The 21,287-nt window shown below is 43.9% G+C and carries 18 protein-coding genes; 5 read left to right on the forward strand and 13 right to left on the reverse strand.

Annotated features, from left to right (window positions below; translation table 11 throughout):
- Positions 1-487: 487 nt before the first annotated feature.
- Positions 488-3,148, reverse strand: coding sequence for an alanine--tRNA ligase (gene alaS, locus BDE36_RS14455; protein ID WP_141815439.1), 2,661 nt, complete (start codon positions 3,146-3,148; stop codon positions 488-490).
- A 171-nt stretch (positions 3,149-3,319) separates the two neighbouring features.
- Between alaS and BDE36_RS14460 the strand changes: the two genes are divergently transcribed.
- The 4 genes from BDE36_RS14460 to BDE36_RS14475 all read left to right on the forward strand — a co-directional run bounded on the left by BDE36_RS14460 (position 3,320) and on the right by BDE36_RS14475 (position 6,287).
- A complete protein-coding gene (locus BDE36_RS14460; RefSeq protein WP_128767533.1) occupies positions 3,320-3,655 on the forward strand; it encodes a MerR family transcriptional regulator in 336 nt (111 codons plus the stop codon).
- Between the two features lie 12 nt (positions 3,656-3,667).
- Positions 3,668-4,549 carry a diacylglycerol/lipid kinase family protein gene (locus BDE36_RS14465; RefSeq protein WP_141815440.1) on the forward strand — a complete coding sequence of 294 codons (882 nt, stop codon included), beginning with the start codon at positions 3,668-3,670 and terminating at the stop codon, positions 4,547-4,549.
- Between the two features lie 329 nt (positions 4,550-4,878).
- Positions 4,879-5,106 (forward strand): hypothetical protein, encoded by a 228-nt coding sequence (locus BDE36_RS14470; RefSeq protein ID WP_141815441.1) that lies wholly within the window; start codon positions 4,879-4,881, stop codon positions 5,104-5,106.
- A gap of 8 nt (positions 5,107-5,114) precedes the next feature.
- The gene (locus BDE36_RS14475) at positions 5,115-6,287 is read left to right on the forward strand and encodes a baeRF7 domain-containing protein (protein WP_141815442.1); all 1,173 of its coding nucleotides are present in this window, start codon (positions 5,115-5,117) and stop codon (positions 6,285-6,287) included.
- A 93-nt stretch (positions 6,288-6,380) separates the two neighbouring features.
- Here the strand turns inward: BDE36_RS14475 and BDE36_RS14480 are convergent, their stop codons facing one another.
- The 9 genes from BDE36_RS14480 to BDE36_RS14520 all read right to left on the reverse strand — a co-directional run bounded on the left by BDE36_RS14480 (position 6,381) and on the right by BDE36_RS14520 (position 17,003).
- Positions 6,381-6,983 (reverse strand): DUF4142 domain-containing protein, encoded by a 603-nt coding sequence (locus tag BDE36_RS14480; protein WP_128767537.1) that lies wholly within the window; start codon positions 6,981-6,983, stop codon positions 6,381-6,383.
- 62 nt (positions 6,984-7,045) lie between these two features.
- The gene (locus BDE36_RS14485) at positions 7,046-8,044 is read right to left on the reverse strand and encodes an MBL fold metallo-hydrolase (RefSeq protein WP_141815443.1); all 999 of its coding nucleotides are present in this window, start codon (positions 8,042-8,044) and stop codon (positions 7,046-7,048) included.
- 55 nt (positions 8,045-8,099) lie between these two features.
- Positions 8,100-9,134 carry a Gfo/Idh/MocA family oxidoreductase gene (locus BDE36_RS14490; RefSeq protein WP_141815444.1) on the reverse strand — a complete coding sequence of 345 codons (1,035 nt, stop codon included), beginning with the start codon at positions 9,132-9,134 and terminating at the stop codon, positions 8,100-8,102.
- Between the two features lie 80 nt (positions 9,135-9,214).
- On the reverse strand, positions 9,215-10,864 hold the full coding sequence (locus BDE36_RS14495; protein WP_141815445.1) for a hypothetical protein: 1,650 nt from the start codon (positions 10,862-10,864) through the stop codon (positions 9,215-9,217).
- Between the two features lie 67 nt (positions 10,865-10,931).
- Entirely contained in the window at positions 10,932-11,777 is an 846-nt protein-coding gene (locus tag BDE36_RS14500) for a transglutaminase-like domain-containing protein (protein WP_141815446.1), read from the reverse strand.
- 11 nt (positions 11,778-11,788) lie between these two features.
- Positions 11,789-12,526: a proteasome-type protease gene (locus tag BDE36_RS14505; RefSeq protein ID WP_141815447.1), complete on the reverse strand. Its 738-nt coding sequence runs from the start codon at positions 12,524-12,526 to the stop codon at positions 11,789-11,791.
- A gap of 145 nt (positions 12,527-12,671) precedes the next feature.
- A complete protein-coding gene (locus tag BDE36_RS14510) occupies positions 12,672-13,241 on the reverse strand; it encodes a DUF4142 domain-containing protein (RefSeq protein ID WP_141815448.1) in 570 nt (189 codons plus the stop codon).
- 78 nt (positions 13,242-13,319) lie between these two features.
- A complete protein-coding gene (locus tag BDE36_RS14515) occupies positions 13,320-15,887 on the reverse strand; it encodes a phosphoenolpyruvate carboxylase (RefSeq protein ID WP_141815449.1) in 2,568 nt (855 codons plus the stop codon).
- Between the two features lie 246 nt (positions 15,888-16,133).
- The gene (locus tag BDE36_RS14520; RefSeq protein ID WP_141815450.1) at positions 16,134-17,003 is read right to left on the reverse strand and encodes an SDR family oxidoreductase; all 870 of its coding nucleotides are present in this window, start codon (positions 17,001-17,003) and stop codon (positions 16,134-16,136) included.
- Positions 17,004-17,105: 102 nt separating this feature from the next.
- Here BDE36_RS14520 and BDE36_RS14525 point away from each other — a divergent pair, with 102 nt between their 5' ends.
- On the forward strand, positions 17,106-17,720 hold the full coding sequence (locus tag BDE36_RS14525; RefSeq protein ID WP_141815451.1) for an IMPACT family protein: 615 nt from the start codon (positions 17,106-17,108) through the stop codon (positions 17,718-17,720).
- Between the two features lies 1 nt (position 17,721).
- Here BDE36_RS14525 and BDE36_RS14530 read toward each other — a convergent pair whose 3' ends face one another.
- The 3 genes from BDE36_RS14530 to BDE36_RS14540 all read right to left on the reverse strand — a co-directional run bounded on the left by BDE36_RS14530 (position 17,722) and on the right by BDE36_RS14540 (position 21,278).
- Positions 17,722-17,979, reverse strand: a complete 258-nt coding sequence (locus BDE36_RS14530; RefSeq protein ID WP_128767547.1) for a hypothetical protein — start codon at positions 17,977-17,979, stop codon at positions 17,722-17,724.
- 198 nt (positions 17,980-18,177) lie between these two features.
- Positions 18,178-20,406, reverse strand: a complete 2,229-nt coding sequence (locus BDE36_RS14535; protein ID WP_141815452.1) for a Tex family protein — start codon at positions 20,404-20,406, stop codon at positions 18,178-18,180.
- Positions 20,407-20,594: 188 nt separating this feature from the next.
- Positions 20,595-21,278, reverse strand: coding sequence for a DUF3307 domain-containing protein (locus BDE36_RS14540; protein ID WP_161987630.1), 684 nt, complete (start codon positions 21,276-21,278; stop codon positions 20,595-20,597).
- Positions 21,279-21,287 lie beyond the last annotated feature (9 nt).

Raw genomic sequence — 21,287 nt, forward strand, 5'->3', positions numbered from 1 at the left:
CAATTTTCTGCATTCTATCCTTCATTAGGTAATTCTCATTTATTGATCACTAACTTAAGGTTCATTCCTTCCTTGCTTTGCCGTAAGCAAGTACTACGAAATCGGCTGACTTCTCACAGCTAGCTTTACTCCTTGCTTCTGAAAAAAAAACTTCCACAAGTCTGTGAGATCTCCCCGGGTAAGAACGATAACTTTCCTCTCATGTGTCTGCTACATTTACCTTGATGCTTCTGTACAGTATAGGACTTTAGTTTGTGTTGCAACCTCATCCAGCATCGTAGGCCTTATATGTAGTTTCTGTCCGTCAGACCGAGAATTTGCCTGAGGCTTCCTTCAGATTCCACCTCACGGTGGACACCCTTGCCTTCGGCTAACACTTCCAACTGTAATGGCGTGTTCGGGACTTGCACCCTAGAGTTATCGCCCATGCCGGGCGCACCACAAAAATGCCCGCGGAATACCGCAGGCATTTTCTTATTTGCATATATCAGGCTTTTTCAGCCAGCGTTATCGCAATCTCTTTCGCTTTTTCCAGTGCAGCTTCCAGTCCGCTGCTATCCTTTCCTCCTGCAGTAGCATAGAAGGGCTGGCCGCCGCCGCCGCCTTTAATCTCTTTGGCGAGCTCACGAATAATGTTTCCTGCATGGAACCCTTTTTCTACCAGATCCTCAGATATCATTACTGTTAAAGCAGGTTTACCTTCATTATCGTTCCCCAGTACAAGGAAAAGATTGTCTACACTTTCTTTTAAAGAATATGCCAGGTTTTTTATAGCATCTGCATTTCCAAAGTCCAGCTTTCTGGCTATAAAACTGATTGCCCCGATCTTCTCTGCCTGCGCAGCGAGTTCATCCTTAAAACCGGCTGCTTTCTCGTACATATTTTTTTCCAGCTCCTTCTTTAGCTTCGAATTCTCTTCGAGAAGGCTCTCGACGGACCTCGTGATATCTTTCGGATTTTTAAGAAGCGTTTTCAGGGTCGCAACCAGCTTGTTCTGTTCGTTGATAAAAGCTTCAGCAGCTTTACCCGTGATGGCTTCAATCCTTCTTACTCCCGCAGCAACGGCACTCTCTGATACAATTTTAAAATAGCCGATCTGACCGGTTGCCTTCACATGCGTCCCGCCGCACAACTCTTTGGAATAGTGATCATCAAACGTTATAATCCTCACAAAGTCGCCATACTTCTCGCCGAATAGCGCTGTTACTCCCCTTTTTAAAGCCTCCTGAAATGGGACATTACGCTCTTCCTTCAGCTGAATATTTTCCCGTACTTTTTGATTTACAATAGCTTCAACGCGGTCGAGTTCTTCGTCGGTAACCTTGGCGAAATGAGAAAAGTCAAAACGCAGGTGATCTTCGTTAACCAGCGAACCCTTCTGTTGTACATGCGTCCCCAAAACCTCCCTCAGCGCAGCCTGGAGCAAATGGGTGGCAGAATGATTATTTTGGATATCGCTACGGCGTTCTTTGCTGATGACGCACTTTACTTCCTCCTGAAGCTTAAAGCCTTCCGGGATCTCATCTGTAAAATGAATAATTAGTGCATTCTCCTTTTTCGTATCCGTTATCCTGATTGAATTTTCGTGCTCCTGACTACCGGCCGATGCAGGATATAAAAATCCAGTATCACCTACCTGGCCACCGCTTTCAGCATAAAAAGGTGTGCGGTCAAGAACTATCTGGTACTGCTCCTTCCCTTTCGCTTTTATCTTCCTGTATTTTAGGATATGAGCAACAGTTTCCTGCGAATCATAACCTGTAAACTCATTTTCTTCACCTTCATTAACCGCAATCCAGTCACCCGTATCAACAGCGGTGGCAGCACGGGAACGTGCTTTTTGAACCTCAAGAGCCCGGTTGAAACCGTCCATATCTACCGTAAGGCCTTTTTCGCGGGCCATTAATTCGGTTAGATCGATCGGGAAACCAAAAGTATCGTATAATTCAAAAGCGAAATCGCCATCAACTATATTGCCTTCAGCAACATACTTATCAAACCGCTGAATTCCGGTAGCCAGCGTGCGGAGGAAAGAAACCTCTTCCTCCAGTATCACTTTCTGGACAAAATCCTGCTGAGCCTTCAATTCAGGGAACACACCGTCAAACTGATCAGCGAGAATAGGCACAAGTTTATTAAAGAATGGCTCTTTGAAACCTAAAAAGGTGTATGCATATCTTACTGCCCGTCTGAGGATACGACGTATTACATAACCTGCCTTAACATTTGACGGAAGCTGACCATCGGCAATTGCGAATGCTATTGCACGGATATGATCAGCCATCACACGCATAGCAATATCCGTTTTTTCGTTACTTTCACCTTGGTTGTACGCGATGGCGCTCTCCTTTGATATAAACTGGATCAGAGGCTGAAAAACGTCGGTATCGTAGTTCGATGATTTATTCTGAAGTATTCTTACCAGGCGCTCGAGCCCCATTCCAGTGTCGACATGTTGAGCAGGCAAAAGCTGCAGCGATCCATCTTTCAAACGGTTAAACTGCATAAACACGTTGTTCCAGATCTCGATAACCTGTGGATCGTCCGCATTCACCAGCGCTTTTCCATCCTTATTCTTCCGCTCAGCATCCGGCCGGCAATCCACATGTATTTCAGAGCAGGGACCGCAGGGTCCGGTGTCACCCATCTCCCAAAAATTATCTTTCTTGTTGCCAAGAAGGATCCTGTCTTCATCTATCCACTGTTTCCAAAAATCATATGCTTCCTGATCTTTCGGCAGGCCCTCCTTCTCGTCGCCTTCGAAAACTGTTACATAAAGCCTGTCTTTCGGAATGCCATAAACACCGGTAAGCAGCTCCCAGCTCCAGGCTATGGCTTCTTCTTTAAAATAGTCGCCAAAACTCCAGTTCCCGAGCATTTCAAACATAGTATGATGGTAGGTATCGATACCTACCTCTTCCAGGTCGTTGTGTTTTCCGGATACACGCAGACAACGCTGAGTATCAGCTACCCGGGCATATTTCACAGGGGCTTCGCCTAAAAAGATCTCTTTAAACTGGTTCATGCCAGCATTGGTAAACATCAGCGTGGGATCATTCTTCACCACAATGGGCGCTGATGGCACGATCTGATGCCCCTTACCTGCAAAAAAATCTAAAAAAGCCTGCCTGATTTCCTTCGTAGTCATTCCGTAATATTTTGATCGCAAAGTTAATAAGCTTAGGGAAAGTTGAAAGTGTTAATATATACAATGTTAAAACCTTGTATCTCTGCTGGATCGTGTAGTTATTGTTGCACGTATTATTAAAAATCATCACAGCTCAAATAAAACTCGCCATCATAAAAACTATATTTGTATATGCCATACAAAGAAAGAGACATCAATAAGCTCTATTACACCATGGGCGAAATAACAGAAATGTTCAACGTGAACGCCTCACAAATAAGGTTTTACGAGCGTGAGTTTGAAGTTCTTCAACCAAAGAAGAACAAAAAGGGAAACCGGCTGTTCTCGCCTGAAGATGTGGAAAACCTGAAGATCATTTTTCATCTTGTAAAAGAAAAAGGATTTACATTACAGGGAGCAAAAGAGCATCTGAAAGGTAACCGGACGGAAATCAGAGAAAATCAGAAAGTGATCGACTCTCTCGAGAAACTTAAAAAGTTCCTGCTGGAAGTAAAAGAACAACTATAATATCGTTTCTGTGTGAAAGTATTGTTTATCATTAATACAAAGTCAGGTAACCAGGGCAGCTCAGGCTTAGAGAGTATGATCTCGGCTGAATCGAGGAAGAATGGTTTTGAATTTTTGATATACCGTTTAGAAAAAAACGCCGAAGAACATATTAAAAGCGAGATCTCAGATTTTTCACCAGATATAGTAGCCGTAGCTGGAGGCGACGGAACCGTCAACCTTATGTCTAAAATACTATGCAACACTTCCATCCCGCTTCTAATAATTCCTGCCGGCTCTGCAAACGGCATGGCAAAAGAACTTGGTATAGGCAACAGGATTGACTATGCTTTCAGCCTGATACAAAACGGAGTCAAACGCAAGATTGATCTCTTAAAGATCAACAACATCCACTGTATCCACCTGGCCGACGTGGGCTTGAATGCCAGAATAGTGAAACGTTTCGAAGACGATGTCAAAAGGGGAATGCTTACCTATGCGAAACATCTGTTGGCAGAAATATTTCTGATCAAGCAGTATCGTTTTCATATTGTGTCCGACGGACATGAATTTACCAGAAAGGCTGTCTCTTTAACATTTGCAAATGCTTCGAAATATGGAACAGGCGTGGTAATTAATCCTGTGGGTAAGCTTGATGACGGAAAATTTGAGCTGGTGATTATAAAGCCATTTCCGCGCGTAAAACTTCTTTCCATAGCCTGGAAAATGCTCCGTGGTAACCTGCATAGCTCAGAGTACGCTGAAGTACTCCCAAGCAGTAAGGCCATTATACGAACCTCTAAGAAAACCACCCTGCAGATAGATGGTGAAGTTATCGGCAAAACCCGGCTGATAGAAATTGAGATTCTTCCCGGTGCACTCACCGTTATCGTCCCACCTCTTTCTGAGCAGTAAAGCAACAAAACATAAGCTATTCAGCCTCAATACCATCAGATAACGTTTGCCGGTTTTAAAGCAACTTTTTAAAACTCTTTCATTTTAATTAAGTTAAAAAGTAAGCGATCAGTTAATAATTGCTTCAACTTAATTTAATACTTATGAAAACAGCAGCTAATGAGAATTCTAAGGTATTGCATTTGAAACAAACAATAAATCGTATCTGTCAATCGTAAACCAACCCTGGGATTTCTCTTAAAATCTTTCATCACCGGCAGATCATACTGCCTCTATACGGTGGGCCAGCGCGGCTCTATTAACAATAAATTACATCTTAAATTTTGATTATGGCAAAAAGTAAAACAGGGTTTGTTCCTCCCAAAGGAAAACCAAGCGGTAACGGCAAGGAAACACATGGATTAAAAAATGCTTTTGCAGTAACTGATCTCGAACAGGATAACGCAATTGCTGAAAAGTATACAGACGGGGCCGACGAGCTTTCTCCGAATGTGAACGTCCGGCATGTGAACCGGAACTTGAGTAAAGGAGAAGATAATTCAAACGACAATAAATAAACAAGCCAATGATTATCACGAAAGAAGAATTCAGCGAGCTTGCCAATCATCAGGCTCAGGACTGTGTTACTATATATATACCTACGCACAGTTCAGGATATGGAGTAAACGAGAAACACGATATAATTACATTCAAAAATAATCTTCAGAAAGCCAGGCAGCAGCTTGAAGAAAAGGGGCTGGACCAGGCAGCGATAGATAAAGTATTGAGAAAGGGATTCAAATTACTTGACGACGACGAAGGCTTCTGGAAAAACCAGTCTGCAAGCCTTGCTGTTTTTCTGTCTGAGAAAATAGTAAAGGTCATAAAGCTACCAATACAGGTAAAAGAGAAGCTAATGGTTAATTCGTCATTTTTTATTGCGCCGTTACTTCCGTTAATGAAGGCCCGGAAGCCCTTCTATCTGTTGGTATTGAGCAAGCATGACGCTAAGGTGTACGAGGCGGATGCTTACGGAATGAAAAAAATAGAAGTTGAAGGTTTGCCCGATGGCATAGATGACGTCGTCCGGTTTGAAGAGAAAGGCGGCAAACAACTCATGAGAAGAGCCGGTGCAAGTGCAGGGTCGGGAGCCACAGAAGGGGCTAACTTCCACGGGCATGGTGCAGGCCTCGCCGACGACGACGAATACCTGGATCAATACCTGAAGGAAGTTGATCAAACGCTATGGACAGAGCTTCTCTCTACCCAGAATGTGCCTCTTGTAATAGCTGCGGTTGACTATGTACTGGCGGCTTATAAACAGGTTTCTAAGTATAAATACATCTGGAACGAGCACCTCACGGGCAACTTTGAACATGAAGAGAGGAATTCGCTTTACGAAAAGATCCGCGGCAAAATGGAGCCTTATTTTAAGGAGGACACAAAGAAAGCGCTTCTTAACTACTATAACAACTCCGCAAATGAGTTAACGTCTTCGATTCCGGAAGAGGTTATACCTGCCAGCCATTTCGGGCAGGTGTCTGACCTTTTCGTCCAGAAAGACCAGCATATCTGGGGAAGATTTAACGAAGCCGATAATGAGCTCCTCATTCACGAGTCGAAGGGACCGGATGACGAATGTCTTATTAATAAGGCGATTGTCAAAACCATCATGAATGGCGGCGCTGTTCATATGCTCGACAAAGAAAAAATGCCTGCCGATACAGAAATTGCTGGATTTTACCGTTATTCCACCTAATGCAGGAGAAACATCGTCTAAAGAAAAAGCCCTGCGTTCTGAGCAGGGCTTTTCTTTTTTAAATATAAGTTGAGTCAAACAAACAGACACTACCTATTTTAAAGGATGTACCTCCATTCCTGATGTTATATCCCCCGGATCGACACTTGCCTTTACCTCCCTATTGATGGATTTCGCTGAATCAAGATGCACCTTCAATACCGGAAGTATTTTTGCAGCATAGGCCTTCAGATCGGCATCCGAACTTTTTTCTGCAACTTTTTTGAAGTCCGAAATATCGTGCCTATGGTCAGAGAGCATCATCTTCATATATGACTTATCAAAATCCACTCCTTTCTTCCTCTTCATTTTTTCAATATCTTCCCGGTGTTTCTCTGTTACAGAGGCGGGTAGCATCCAATTCCTCTGCGAAGCTAATGCTTTCAATTCCTCTCCGGCCCTGGTGTGATCTTTTACCATCATTGCGCCGAAGTTTTTTACACGGTCATTCAGGGCCTGTTTCTCAGCCAGCTTCCCAAGCTCTATTTCCATCATGCCCCCCATCGCCGCCTTGTTCACAAATTCAGAATCCTCATGAGTAAGGGCCCCGCTGTCAACAGCAGTTGTGTCTGTGTCGCCGGTTTTGTTTTTTCCTGAATTATTGCATGCAAAAACAAGAAATGAACCAGCGATTAACAAAAGACTTAACTTTTTCATTTTCCTTTCGTTTAGTTTAATACATAACAACTATGAAGACTAAAATGTTCTTATTAAGTACTTTATATGAGCTTCTTATAAGAGAAACTCTTTTTCTTACGGTTTAGAGCGAGTACCAGACCGAGAGCGGTTGCCGCTCCAATGAGCACGGCACCCGCAAGTAATTTAGGGTTCACCACCGCCTGCGGAATATATTGAACGCCATTCTTATTTGCTCTGGCAGACTCTTTTACATACCGACCATAGGAAGGCACCGCCTCTTCTTCAAAGTTCTCTGCAAGTCTCCTGAGCGACGATCTTAATTCATCTCCATACATGGGGTATCCGTGCCCACTTGCCGCGCTCTCTGGTTCCAGGGAAGCAAGAATCTGAACAGATCGTTTCGAAGCAACCCAATCTGTAGTGAAATACTTAGGTGGGCCCGACAGGCGCTTCATCTGAGTGATTACGGAAAATGCCGATTCTTGTCGTGTAGTGACAAATGCGTCAGCAGCTATCAGCGTTTTATCCGAATCGCGGTAGAATGAAACCTGTCCGGGCGAATGGCCCGGAGTGTGAATGAACCTCCAATCGGGCAAACCAGGAACCTTATCATCTGTACCTAGCCGGTGAACTCTCTTGCCCAGATCTTTAGGACTCCTGGGATACATCCACGACATCATACTCATTAAACCACCTCCAACCATCGGATCAGGTGGCGGATAGCTTGAGATACCTTTCAGGTAAGGTAGTTCAAGATAATGCGAATAAACAGGGACGTCCCAAACGGCCAGCAGTTCCCCGAGTGCTCCAACATGATCAAAATGCCCGTGAGTTAAAAGAATAGCTGCAGGCTTAGTGCCAGGCCCAAATATATCTTCGGCCATTCGAACGATCTTCTTACCTGAGCCTTTCAATCCTGCATCAACGAGCACCCAACTATTCCCTCCTTCATCGCCTGCTGCGATGATGTAGACGTTTACAAACACGATTTTCATCCCCCACACATGCGGGGCGACTGTAAAGTATTCAAGATCCCGGCTTTTGATCTTCTTATAACCGTTTTTTTCTTTTGTTTCCATAAAGGCAGAATGAATTTAGTAAGTAACAGCCTATCATTCTGCCTGTTTTAAAAACTTACGGATTGGCCGGATAATCCTCGTTTTCGAGTATTTCCATCTGCCATATTACTTCTTCCTCTTTTACCGGAAAGGGTTCATTATTTCTGACAGTGGAATATACGGCATTGAACAGATGATTATAATTGGCTCTTAAAGAAGTGATATACTCGGTTTTTCTTTTCCCTTCTTTGTCAATTGTAGTGAGACGACCTTCAGATCCGTCAGGTTCTATTCCATAGCCGGAGTCATTTGGAGACATTCCCTGATCGAGCTGCGTTTCCTGAACGTCAGCCCTGGATTTGATAAAAGAGCCCTCAGTACCATGAACTACAAACGACGGCAAAGGATCGGCAACAAGAAGGCTTGACGTAATGAAAACATTCAGATTGTCTGGAAATACCAGGTGGTAATGTATATAATCGTCTACTTTCGAGTCCGGCCGGAAACTACCACTCGATCCTCTCACAGCTAAAGGTTTTCCAAAGAGGCTGATGACCTGGTCGATAAGATGAGGGCCCAGATCGTACCTCAAACCACTCGCGGGCAGCGGCTCCTCTTTGAAAGTTTTTTGACTTATCTCTCGCCTGTAACGGTCAAAGCGAAAATTGACCTCTATCAACCGGCCCAAGCTTCCGTCCTGTATTACAGATTTAACACTTTGGAAGTCAGAATCAAATCTTCTATTCTGATAAACCATCACTTTACAGCCGTTCTGTCGTCCGAGATCAAACAATTGCTTTGCCTCCTCCGAAGATGAAGCGAAAGGCTTTTCTACAAGGATATGCTTTCCGGCTTCAAGAGCTTTCTTTGCGAACTCAAAGTGCGTATTATTAGGCGTGTTAACGATTACCAACTCCACTTTGGGGTCGCTAAGAAGCTCGTCAACCGAATTATAGCTAATAACGTTCGCATAACGTTCCTGCGCCTTTTTTTTATTTCGTTCGGTTACGGCGTATAGATCAAATAAGGGATTTATATCAACAAAAGGCGCATGAAAAACGCGTCCCGACATCCCGTACGAGAGGATACCTGTAACAATCGGATGGCTCATAAGTTATATATTTACAACTGCAATATAAAAATTTTACTCTATTCAGCCTGCAGTGTCAGAATTTTCATTGTATCACATCATTATATTCCAACAGGCTCCTTAACACCCACAAATATGGTCTTCCAAATGAGATTGAAGAACGACTTTTCAAGCGGGCGTTCATAATAGGAATTAAATGTTTGGGCTTCGTCTCCCTTTTTCGGATAACGCTCATTGATTTTAAAGTTGTTTGCAATGAAGCTTACAAGGCCCCTCTTTTTCAACTTGCCCTCATCATCCTTTTTTAACGCATTAATCTTGAGGTCGTTGTAAGTAATAAATATTTTGCCCTTTGCATTATAATTGTTTCCGCTAATATTCGCTTTAAAACGCTTTATCGCAGCCGACTTGATCTCTACAGAACCCAGAGGAACCGTCGCCGCATTGAGAGCCTTACCATCCATTTGCCCGAGGTCGGCATAAACAGAAAATATCCCTTCCTTTTGCCTGGCAAGATTAAACCTGAAGCCGGCCTTAAGCGCCCCCACTTTCATAAACTGAGAAGTGGCATCAATTTTCAATACTTCATTTTTCCGGATCAGTTCAGGGATATTGGTGACATTTGCAACAGTGGCATATGTGTTCCTGAAAATGATATCCCCCTCCTTCCCTGTTTTTGTATTCAGCTCACTGTAAGTGACATCCAGGTTTCTAACGTTGATCTTTTCAATATGCAGTGGCATGTTTATCTTAAACAATTTCTGATGAGGATAGCCTCCGAGCTTCTTTTTGTTTCCCGCAGGAATAGCCTTATCGCTGTATATTTCAATCTTTCCATCAGAAATGCCCGCATCTTCAATAAACAAACCTTCGTCGGCGATAAATTTCCACCAGTCAATATTTTTCATCCGTACGTTGTTAACGGTTATATCGTAGCGGTCCTGCCTTATTTTAACCAGTTTTCTGAAAGCCGTTTTGCCAGCCCTGGGTTCAACTTTAAGTCTTTTAATGTTCACCTCACTTTTAGCGGCAAGAATAGAAATACTGTCGAACCGGATGTTATAAATGCTGTCGGCCGTCTTATGGACGAAATCTTTCAAAGAAATCACAGCGTCCTTCGCATACAGAAAACGGGTTGTGTCCAATTGCGTGCTTTCATCAATCAGGATGTCGTCCAAATCAAGATACAGATCCTTGAAACTACTTTGAACTTTGTCTCCAACGTTATGATAGGTAAAATCGACATTCTTAAGCGAAAGCTTGTTCAATCCAAAACTGCCAAGCTCTTTCCTTATAAGCTGATAAACGCCTGGAGAATCTTTCTTCTTCGTATTAACTGCATTTTTATGATGGTACAGATGTATAACGGGCTTATTAACATACAAAATATTCAGTCGGATATCTTTCCTGCTGATCACATCTTCCGGTTTGATGCCATCTACTGCCAGAGATGTTAGCTGGATATCAAAAACATCTTTGGGCGCACGATTCGACTCCAGAAGCTGTGCGTAGACTGTCGAGTCATAGGTGATATGAATATCCGAAAGGATTACACGGGCATTAACCACATCCACATTTATCTTACCCACCTCCAACTTATAGAGGCCGCCAGAACCCTGTGTAACAATTTGTTGAAGTTTCTGCTTGAGGTTAGGTTCAAAATCGTCGAGCTTTCGGTATTTGAGATACAGATAGGAACCTATTATTATAAGCACAATTAAAGCGCCTGAAACCAGTAAAATTTTCTTCATCACCACAACAACAAGCAACTGCCTCTAAAGTTGTACCGCAGCAATAAATAAGAAAGGGATGCAGATGTTATTGATACGATATTGCCTTTATATCTGAGGGATCGTAAAACAGCGGTTCAAAACCCTCATCGCACAGCTCACAACTGGTTTGTATCGTATGACAAAATATGTTGCCGAATAAGTTAGCTATGGCTGTATCAGCTGCGTCCCTGCCGGAAGCTATTTTGATAAAGCCATTTAAAGGACATAGTTTAGTGGGGTCAAAAACCACCCAGTGCCCTCCCAGGTACGCTTCAAAACAAGCGTGAAAATCAGGTGGATTTAATTGATAAGCATACCCGGTAAAGTATCGTGCGGGAATAGTAAGAGCACGGCAAAGAGCTATTCCGAGATGTGCAAAATCACGGCAGACCCCCGCCTGCTCAGTTACGGTATCATAAGCGGAAGTCTGCGAGTCGGTCGATCCGCTTAGGTATTCAACATTTCGGAAAATCCATTCTGTAAGAGCCATAACCTTGGCATACGGATGTTCTATATTGCCAAACTTATTATTTGCAAGCCTGTAAAGCTTATCCGACTGGCAATACCGGCTTGGAAATAAAAACGGAAGAACAGATGCATCCATCGCTGCTACAGGCACGTCATACAAGTCGTCCCGCGTCAAAACCCTATAGGAATTATCTACAAGAGCCTGGTAAGAAAAGCCGACTTTTGTATTGGCCGGTACTTCTATCCTGGCTAAGCGGTTTTCGCCCTGCTCCGAAACGAGTTCCTCTATTTTGAAGTACGGTTCCACGGTGAACGATTCCTCCAGTACAGTCTGCCCGGGAGTGCGCAATGCATGAATATTCAATATGATAGTTGAGTCGGAATACGTTTCGTACACTATATCCCCGGAAACCTTAAACTTCATAGGTAACTTAATTAACAATCTTTAGCGACGGGCACCTTGCTGAATGCTGCATTCATCCAGTCATCCGGAATATTTAAAAGTGCCGTTTTTAGTTCCTCCGCCCACTGAGCAGAAATATATTCCAGATCCTTCTTTTCAAACCGGTGTTCTATGATGTCAAAACTATCTTTTCTGTAAAGCACTACATCAATTGGAAATTCCACATCGTTTGAACTCATCCGGGTAGAATCGAAAGACAGAAAACCGGTTTTCAGAGCAAGTTCCATACTTGAGTTGTCATCAAGGGTACGGTTAAGGATGGGCTTTCCCGGACCCGAATTGCCAATAATGACGAACGGAGAGCCCTGATCGAGTTCAACCCAGTTTCCTTCAGGATACAACTGAAACAGCTTGTGTTCGTCATCATCCTTCAACTGGCCTCCGATAATTGTCGTCAGGTTAAACTTAAAGCCCGACTTTTCCAGTGCAGCCTTGTCTTCTTCTGCTACCCTTCGCACCTGTTCGCCAAATGCATTAACCGCTTTATACAACTTATTATATTCCGCTCCCTGATCTATTTGTTCTTTAAAATAGATAATAGCTTTATCTCTTACCGACCTCAATCCGCTGGTCATTATAAAAAGAGAACCATTAGCTTTCTGCTCAACAAAAAGTTTCTTTTTTATTGTGGTATCTGTACCCGAAGTAATGCGGGTGTCAGCGATGCCTACCAGGCCTTCTTTAACTTTAATCGCAAGGCAATATGTCATAATCTATTTATCCGGCCACACCGGGTTTCTGGTTCGAATATAAAGAATGTGGCTCATTGATAAAAGTTTATTGGCTGGACGGGTCAACAAAAAAAGGATAGCTTTCACTATCCTTTTGTACTAAAGAAGATTAAACAACCTTTTTTTACTTTTTCAATGCGTCATTCACTTCTTTAGCCGAAGCGAGGTGCGCATTTAGAACCGGAAGTGTCTTAGATGCAAAAGCTTTCACATCCAGATCTTTTTCATTTTCAGAAGCCGATTCGAACATATCTATAACTTTCTGATGATCGTTTACCATCATATCCATATAGTGTTTATCAAACTCGGCACCAGTCATTTTCTTCATCTCTTCGAAATGCTTCTGATGTTCCTCGCCAAGTGTAGCCGGCAGCGTTACGTTTTTCGTTGCAGCAAGGGCTTTCAGCTCGTCGTTTGCTTTAGTATGGTCTTTTACCATCATGGCTCCAAAGTCCTTAACCCGCTGATCGCTGGCATTCTGCTGAGCGAGATTGCCTAACTCAACCTCGGCCATACCTGCATCTGCAGCTTTCACCATAAAGTCGGAGTCTTCCGGATGAACATTGTCTTTTTGCTCGTTAGCCTCCGCTGCCTGTTCGGTGCTGTCGGTCTTACCTGAATTGCTATTGCCGCATGACTGGAACGCCAGCATACCCGCGGCTAAAATTAAAAGGAGATAATTGCTTTTTTTCATAGTTTCAGTAAATTGATTCAGTAAGCTAACACCTTAAATCAAAGTCTGTTTTTAATTTTTAAGCAATTACCTTTTCCCCTAGGCTACATTTCTGCCTGCGTTAACAATGCCATACACCGTTCTGATAATTAATTTATTAAGTATGTTAACGGTTTCCTCATCATTATTTTTTGACTCGAGCTGCTGAAGCGCATAATGCTGGATGATCACCAACGGTAAAATAATTTTTTCCCTTAAGGCTATAGACCGCCGTTCTACAGGATATTGCTCCATCAGAACAGTAGTACCGGTAAGTTCAAGCATCAGTCTGCGGGTAAGGTCGTATTCGTTCTTGAGACGGGTCCAGAAAGGCCCGAACACCGGATCTGACTCCAGGTACGCAGTAACCCTGAAATCGGCTTTCGACATCGACATGATGCAGTTATCCATCATGGTCTTAAATTGCCCCGACGACTCGTAAAGCGCTTTCACATCATCCCAGATCCCATCTTCTTTCGCCTTCTTCAAAGTCGAGCCTACTCCATAAAATCCCGGGATATTCTGTTTAAGCTGCGTCCAGGCAGTTACAAAACTGATTGCTCTTAAATCCTCAAGTTTTAATTCGCCACCCGAATTCCTCTTAACAGGCCTGCTGCTTATATTGATTTGAGATAGCAACTTCAGAGGGCTATGTTCTTCGAGGTATTTAAGGAAAAGAGGGTCTTCTCTTAACGAAACAAACGCTTTGTGACTTGTATCAGCCATTGAAGCAAGAAGGTCTTTCTGCTTAGTGGTCAGCGTGTTCTTGTCGTTTTCATCGTAAGAAGAAAGAACGCCCGCATTGATCATCTGCTCGATATTAAAATGAGCCGTGTCAAACGATCCGTACTGGCTGCTGATGGTTTGTCCCTGTATAGTAAGCTGAATCTGGTCGTTAGCGATTTCTTTACCCATGGTGGCATAAAAGCGATGAGTTTTGCCTCCGCCACGTGCAGGAGGCCCGCCGCGACCGTCGAAAAACGCGAGCTGAATGCCATATTTCCTTGCCAGAGCGGTGAGTTCCACTTTTGCTTTATAGATTGACCAGTTCGCCATCAGATATCCACCATCTTTGGTACTGTCTGAAAAGCCGAGCATGATAACCTGTTTATCATCCCTGTTCTTCAGATGCTCCTTGTAGAAAGGATTCGAATAAAGGCGTTCCATAACGGTACCGGCAGCTTTAAGGTCTTGCACCGTTTCGAACAGAGGAACGAAATCAACCGTTAGCTCTTCCTTTTTCCAACCGCTCCACAAGAACATATTAATTAGCTGCAGAATATCCGAAGCCTGCTGACAGTTACTAATAATAAACCGGTGAGAAGCCTTCTCTCCTCCCGCACTTTGCATGCGCTTCATCAGTCTGATGGTACTGAACGTGTCCGTACTCAGGTCTTCGTAACCCTCTGCAGGAATATCGGCCTCCTCGAAATTAATCAGCGCTAGTTTCTCCTCTTCGGATAAAGAATCGTAATCATCGGGTAACAGTTTTTTTAAATGAACCCGGCCTTCCTGATGAGCTTTTCTGAGTACCCTGCTGTCCTGGCGGATATCGAGAGACGCAAAATAGCATCCAAACAATCTTACCTTGTGTACCAGGTCATCAATTCTGTCGGTAAATAAACCATCATGCACCTTAAGAAGCACATCTTTCACAGCTTCCAGATTCTCGATGATCTCATCTTTTTGATTTTTAGGCTCACCCGCTTTCACAAAGCTGTTTTGATAAAACAGGTCCTGCAGCCGGTTCATATAATCTTCCACCCCTCTGAAGGTGATACGGCGGCGGAGCGATCTGAAATCGCGGTAGTAACAACGGAACAGGATCTCCCTTAGCAGCTCCGAAACCTCCTTTGTACTTTGAGTGGTAACATTCGGGTTGCCGTCGCGGTCGCCGCCGGGCCAGAAGCCAAGTTCGATGAGCTGGTGAGCATTAAAGATCGGACCTTCGAATTCATTCTCGATTTCCTTCTGCAGATTCGACACCACGTGATAAAACACGTTTTCAAGGAACCATGCCAGGCTCGCCGCCTCGTTTACCGGGGTCGGCTTGCTCTTATTGAAAAAAGGAGTTTTGCCCAGCTGCTGCAGCAAAAGGTGTATTTCGTTGATATTATTTGATTTAATTGCTTCGGTAAGGTCGGTTATAATAGCAAGCACCCGTCCAGGATAAAACTGTGTGGGGTGAGCTGTAAGCACCAGCCTTAAAGAAAAATCCTGAAGTTTCTGCCTCAGCTTCGCCTTTGTAGAAGAATTCGTAGAACTCTGCTGCAATAGAGCGATCAAAGAACCACTTTCTTCGGGACTATGTGTTTTGTTGAAAGCCGAATCCTCGATAGCATCAAAGAGAACCACCTGGCGTTCGATATACTGAATAAACCTGAACAGAAGGTCGAAACGGTCGGCCGCCTGTACATACTGTTCATATTGCCCGAAAAAACTTTCAATAATTTCAGAAGGAGCAATATTCTGCCTGACACTTTCTTCGCAATGCGATGTAAAAAAGGGCAAGAGGGTCCCGGTATGCTTTACCCGGTAAAACGGAAGAGTTAGAAATAAGCTGTTATAAAGCTCAAATCGTGTGACCACTTCACTGGCAAAAACTGCTTCTTTTTGACTTAGTTTCATTATGATACTTTGGTTGTAGATAGCAAAAATAACAGGTTTAAGCCTTTAGCGAAATTTTTATTATACAGTAAGTTAAGGAGTTAACAAAAAGGCCCGGTTTATTCCTGATAATCCGGGCTCATTTTATTCGCTTATTGCATTGATAACTAAATCTTTATCCTGTTGAAATATTTTAAAAATTACTGCTTCAAGAAATTAAATATTATAATAAATATTACAATTTATTAACCGTTTTTTAATTCATGTCTATCCATTTATTATTTCTCCTCCATTCGGATGCAGTACCTGGCCGGTCATGTAACTTGAATCTACCGACGCCAGAAACACATAACAAGTGGCCACTTCTTCGGGCTGCCCGGCGCGTTTCATTGGAACGTCGGTACCGAAGGTAGCAACATGTTCTTCGGGAAAGCTGGCCGGAATCAAAGGAGTCCAGATAGGTCCAGGAGCTACCGCATTTACTCGAATGCCTCTTGACGCCAGTGTCGACGACAGCGACCTGGTGAATCCAACAATAGCTCCTTTTGTAGATGCATAGTCTATCAGATGGCTGCTGCCCCGGTAAGCGGTTACGGATGTTGTATTGATAATGGCGCTTCCCTTCTGCAGATACTTCAACGCTGCCTTCGTGAGAAAGAAATGAGGAAAAATATTGGTGCGAAACGTCCTTACAAGCTGCTCCTCTGTAATGTCTTCCAGGTTTTCCTGCGGATACTGAACCGCGGCATTGTTAACCACAATATCCAATCTTCCAAATTCTCCCACGGCTTTTTCTACAATATCGATACAATGAGCTTCGGTACTGATATCTCCTGCGATCAGAAGGCATTTCTGCCCTTCCCTTTCCACCTGCCATTTTGTTTCCTTTGCGTCCTCATGTTCATCAAGATAAGATACTACTACGTCTGCCCCTTCACGGGCAAATGCCACGGCAACAGCACGGCCAATACCACTGTCGCCACCAGTAATGATAGCAACTTTACCTGCCAGTTTAGAAAATACGTCCTGCTGTTCACCCTCATAGGCTGGTCTCGGGGTCATCTCCGACTCAATCCCCGGCTGTCTCTCCTGATGCTGTGGTGGCTGTGCACCCTGCAATTCATTTTGTTCCTGCATGTTCTGTTTTTTAGATAGATGTTGTTAAACTACTTATTTAACAATGGAAAGAAACGAGGGTTTTTAATTTTGAACCTTAAGCATTTTAATTAATATTGCCTCATGTTGTTCGACGACACCTACAAAACGATAGCAAAGCCAGCAGAAGGGGTTTTTCGGGATAAAGGAAGCAAATTTATAGCCTATGCATTCCCTGCCGGCACAGAAGAGGAGGCAAAAGTATTCGTTGCAAATGTAAGATCTGCACATCCCAAAGCAAGGCACCATTGCTGGGCGCTGCGCCTCGGCCCTGACAAGACATCCTTCAGGATAAACGACGACGGTGAGCCGTCGGGAACAGCAGGACGCCCAATTCTGAACACATTATTATCAGCCGGCCTCACTAACGTCATAGTCATCGTAGTGCGCTACTTCGGTGGCACGCTGTTGGGCGTTCCAGGCTTGATCAACGCATACAAAACCGCAACTTCAGAAGCTTTAAAAGTAGCTGAGGTTGCAGAGAAAACAATAAATGACATTTATAGATTTAACTTCGACTACCTGCAGATGAATGACGTAATGCGGATTATCAAGGAAGAAAATCTGCATATCCGGAAGCAGGACTATGATAACGATTGCTCTGTTGAAGTTGAAATACGCAAAAAACAGCTAAACACTGTACTTGAAAGGTTTAGCAAGGTAGATGGATTAAGGCAGCGCTACCTGTATACCGTATAAATTAATTACTTAATTTCCTGTCTATTCTCTGAGTGATTTCGCTGATAACAAAGGAAGGTATAGAGCCTTTTATGAGCTTCCAGCAATGATTGCTATCCTGAGCCAGCGTACACATATATGTTTCATTATCAAGCTCTACCTGGTATCCATCTACACCTTGGGTAACTACTAACTCATTAAACTCACCGTTATCAAACAGGTTTATAAAGAAATTAAAGCTGTTTGCCTTTGCTGCTGTTGATTCGTCAATGCTTTTCATACATCAAATTATTAAAGATCACATAAAAGATAAGAATACCGGATTAAGATCCGTCTTCACGAACAACACCAATAGTTCAATGAATGTATACTAGATAACATTTACAAACCGAAAAAGGTTCTTCAGAAACTAAAAATAGTTAATAATAATTTAACATTCAATTCCGGTTCAAAGATTCATACATAAAAGCGTCCTTTCTTACGAAAACCGACTCTTCAGCGCAGCCAGCTTGCTGTTAAAATCCTCCTCCGGGACCCTCTTTTTTCCGACTTTAGCAGCAGGCTTGTTTACCGGTCGCTGTTCCTCCGTTTTCATAGACAGCGAGATCCTTTTGCGGCTGGCGTCTACTTCTGTGACCGTGACCTCTACTTTCTGATGCACTTTTACTACTTCGTTGGGATCCTTGACGAAGCGGTTTGAAAGCTGGCTTAAATGAACAAGCCCGTCCTGGTGTACGCCAATATCTACGAAAGCGCCAAAATTCGTAATGTTGGTAATGATTCCGGGGAGCTTCATCCCCACCTTAAGATCCGCTATGTCATTCACACCTTCCGTAAAGCTAAATGCTTCAAACTGCTCACGCGGATCACGACCTGGCTTTGCCAGCTCCTGAAGTATATCCTGTAAGGTAGGCAGTCCGACGGCATCACTCACGTATCTTTCAGGACGGATCTTCTTACGTAGGGTATCATCCTTCATCAGGTCCTCCAGGCGGCAATTCAAGTCTTTTGCCATCTGTTCGACCAAGCTATAACGTTCCGGATGTACTGCGCTTGCATCAAGCGGGTGCTCTGCATTCCGGATGCGAAGGAAACCAGCCGATTGCTCAAACGCTTTATCGCCCAGGCGAGGCACCTTTTTCAGTTCATCACGTCTCTTAAAGGCGCCGTTTTTATTACGGTATTCCACAATGCCCTTCGCGAGCTGCGGACCCAGACCCGAGACATAGGAAAGGATTTGTTTAGATGCTGTGTTCAGCTCAACTCCTACTGCGTTCACACAGCTTATAACAGTGTCATCCAGTGATGTCTGCAACTTATTCTGATCGACGTCATGCTGATATTGCCCTACTCCAATCGACTTGGGGTCAATCTTCACCAGTTCGGCCAGGGGATCCATCAGCCGTCTTCCGATGGACACTGCGCCCCTTACGGTGATGTCCTTATCCGGAAACTCCTCCCTTGCCGCCTCCGATGCGGAATAGATAGAAGCCCCACTCTCATTCACCATCACCACATTTACTCCGGGAAGATTTAACCGACGTATAAAAGTCTCTGTTTCACGTCCTGCGGTTCCGTTACCTATAGCAATAGATTCAATGGAATACGTATGGACAAGATGGTAAATAGTCTTTTCCGCCTCAGCAACACCGCCTGAGCCGGTATGCGGATAAATGGCAGTATTCTCCAGCAGCTGCCCCTGTTCGTCAAGACATACAACCTTACATCCTGTGCGGAAGCCGGGGTCTATTGCCATGATTCGCTTTTGCCCCATGGGTGCCGAAAGCAACAGCTGACGTACGTTCTCTGCAAATACCCTGATGGCCTCTTCATCAGCCTTCTTTTTGGTGAGCAGACGAACCTCTGTTTCCATCGAAGGCTTCAGCAGCCTTTTGTAACTATCGGTAAGCGCCAGGCGCACCTGATCGGATGCCGCATTATTTGACTTCACAAAAAACCGGTCGAGTATGGCGATTGCATCGTCTTCAGGCGGAAACACATCCAGCGAAAGAACAAGCTCCTTTTCACCCCTTCGCATGGCCAGAATACGATGGGAAGGCGCGGTCTTTACCGGCTCCTTCCAGTCAAAGTAATCTTTATACTTGGCGCCTTCAATCTCTTTTCCTTCAATTACTTTAGAACTAAACTCGCCTTTTTCTATAAACAGTTCTCTGATCTTCGCCCTTGTGTCTGCATTCTCACTGATCTGTTCAGCAATAATATCACGGGCACCTGCCAGAGCTTCTGCATCCGTAGTTACACCCTTCTCCTGATTTATATATTTAGCAGCTTCTTCAAGAACATCAAATTTATGCTGTTCCATCAGAAGATCTGCAAGAGGTTGCAGTCCCTTTTCCCTTGCCGCACTGGCGCGGGTCTTCCGCTTGGGCCGGTAAGGCAGGTACAGGTCCTCAAGAACGGTCATTGTTTCTGCCTCTTGTATCTGCTTTTCAAGCTCCGGGCTCAGTTTGCCCATTTCAGCAAGCGATTTCAGGATAGCATCGCGGCGTTTATCAAGTTCCCGTAGTTGTTCAGCGCGGTCGCGGATAGCAGCTACCTGAACTTCATCAAGACTTCCCGTCAATTCCTTACGGTACCTTGAGATAAAAGGCACAGTAGCGCCTTCATCTAGTAAAGCAACTGTAGTACTAACCTGTTTTTCGCTTAAAGAAAGCTCCTCGGCTATCTTCTTAAAATGTGAAATCATATCTTTCCAAGCAATCAGTAAAAGTCTGCGAATTTGCGGCTATCTCCGGATAATTCAAAATTTGCTTATCCACATTCCCTGCAGAAACGCAGAATATTTTTCAATGCATCTTGTACGTAACCTTAACTTAAAACCTGCTACGGCACTTTAAACTTTCAACTTTGAACTTTAAACTTTAAACCTTCAACTCACCGGAGTCCCGTTTTAACAAGCAACCCAACGGTGATGGCTGTAGCAACGCTGATGAGCGTCCCGATAAGAACGTACTCTGTGCGTTGCGGGGCATCCTTGGTATCGCTAAAGCGAAGGATAGATTTTGCGGCTGTAAGCAAGCCTATAGCGGCATACTGATCGAATACTACCAGTACAAAAATAATGAGGCGTTCGAGGATACCGATCCATTTTCCTGCATTACCCAGGGTAAACTCCTGCTGCGGGATCTGGTTTCGCCATTTTGAAGTAAGCATTCCGATCATGATTCCCGAAGGATACGAAAGAAAGATCACGGCCAGCGTAACCAGCCAGTAAGGTTTGCTGTTTACCACCGACAGCACTGTCTCCGCCGTAGGTATTTCTGCGGGGAAAAGCAAAGCACCCAGGGCGGCAATTACAGCCAGATGCAGAAACTGGTCGGCAAAGAAATAAATTAACGTTGCGGGACGGTATGATTTCCAGAGATCTATGAGAAAATGACTGATCAATATAACAAAAAGCGTTATCCAGCTACTGAAGCCTGTAAACAGGGCGGCTGCAAAAGCCGTTAAGCCAGCATGGATATAGAGATATTTTGATTTCCAGTGGTAAGTTGTCCTGCTTTCAACCCACAATTTGGGCTGTAAAACAAAATCAGTAAGCAAGTGAGCGGAAAGCATTTTAATGCA

Origin of the sequence: Arcticibacter tournemirensis (assembly GCF_006716645.1) — a bacterium.
GTDB lineage: Bacteria > Bacteroidota > Bacteroidia > Sphingobacteriales > Sphingobacteriaceae > Arcticibacter > Arcticibacter tournemirensis.

Coding starts and splice junctions, on each gene's coding strand:
- alaS (WP_141815439.1), bottom strand. CDS start 3,148: ATGACTACGAAGGAAATCAGGCAGGCTTTTTTAGATTTTTTTGCAGGT.
- BDE36_RS14460 (WP_128767533.1), top strand. CDS start 3,320: ATGCCATACAAAGAAAGAGACATCAATAAGCTCTATTACACCATGGGC.
- BDE36_RS14470 (WP_141815441.1), top strand. CDS start 4,879: ATGGCAAAAAGTAAAACAGGGTTTGTTCCTCCCAAAGGAAAACCAAGC.
- BDE36_RS14475 (WP_141815442.1), top strand. CDS start 5,115: ATGATTATCACGAAAGAAGAATTCAGCGAGCTTGCCAATCATCAGGCT.
- BDE36_RS14480 (WP_128767537.1), bottom strand. CDS start 6,983: ATGAAAAAGTTAAGTCTTTTGTTAATCGCTGGTTCATTTCTTGTTTTT.
- BDE36_RS14485 (WP_141815443.1), bottom strand. CDS start 8,044: ATGGAAACAAAAGAAAAAAACGGTTATAAGAAGATCAAAAGCCGGGAT.
- BDE36_RS14490 (WP_141815444.1), bottom strand. CDS start 9,134: ATGAGCCATCCGATTGTTACAGGTATCCTCTCGTACGGGATGTCGGGA.
- BDE36_RS14495 (WP_141815445.1), bottom strand. CDS start 10,864: ATGAAGAAAATTTTACTGGTTTCAGGCGCTTTAATTGTGCTTATAATA.
- BDE36_RS14500 (WP_141815446.1), bottom strand. CDS start 11,777: ATGAAGTTTAAGGTTTCCGGGGATATAGTGTACGAAACGTATTCCGAC.
- BDE36_RS14505 (WP_141815447.1), bottom strand. CDS start 12,526: ATGACATATTGCCTTGCGATTAAAGTTAAAGAAGGCCTGGTAGGCATC.
- BDE36_RS14510 (WP_141815448.1), bottom strand. CDS start 13,241: ATGAAAAAAAGCAATTATCTCCTTTTAATTTTAGCCGCGGGTATGCTG.
- BDE36_RS14515 (WP_141815449.1), bottom strand. CDS start 15,887: ATGAAACTAAGTCAAAAAGAAGCAGTTTTTGCCAGTGAAGTGGTCACA.
- BDE36_RS14520 (WP_141815450.1), bottom strand. CDS start 17,003: ATGCAGGAACAAAATGAATTGCAGGGTGCACAGCCACCACAGCATCAG.
- BDE36_RS14525 (WP_141815451.1), top strand. CDS start 17,106: ATGTTGTTCGACGACACCTACAAAACGATAGCAAAGCCAGCAGAAGGG.
- BDE36_RS14530 (WP_128767547.1), bottom strand. CDS start 17,979: ATGAAAAGCATTGACGAATCAACAGCAGCAAAGGCAAACAGCTTTAAT.
- BDE36_RS14535 (WP_141815452.1), bottom strand. CDS start 20,406: ATGATTTCACATTTTAAGAAGATAGCCGAGGAGCTTTCTTTAAGCGAA.
- BDE36_RS14540 (WP_161987630.1), bottom strand. CDS start 21,278: ATGCTTTCCGCTCACTTGCTTACTGATTTTGTTTTACAGCCCAAATTG.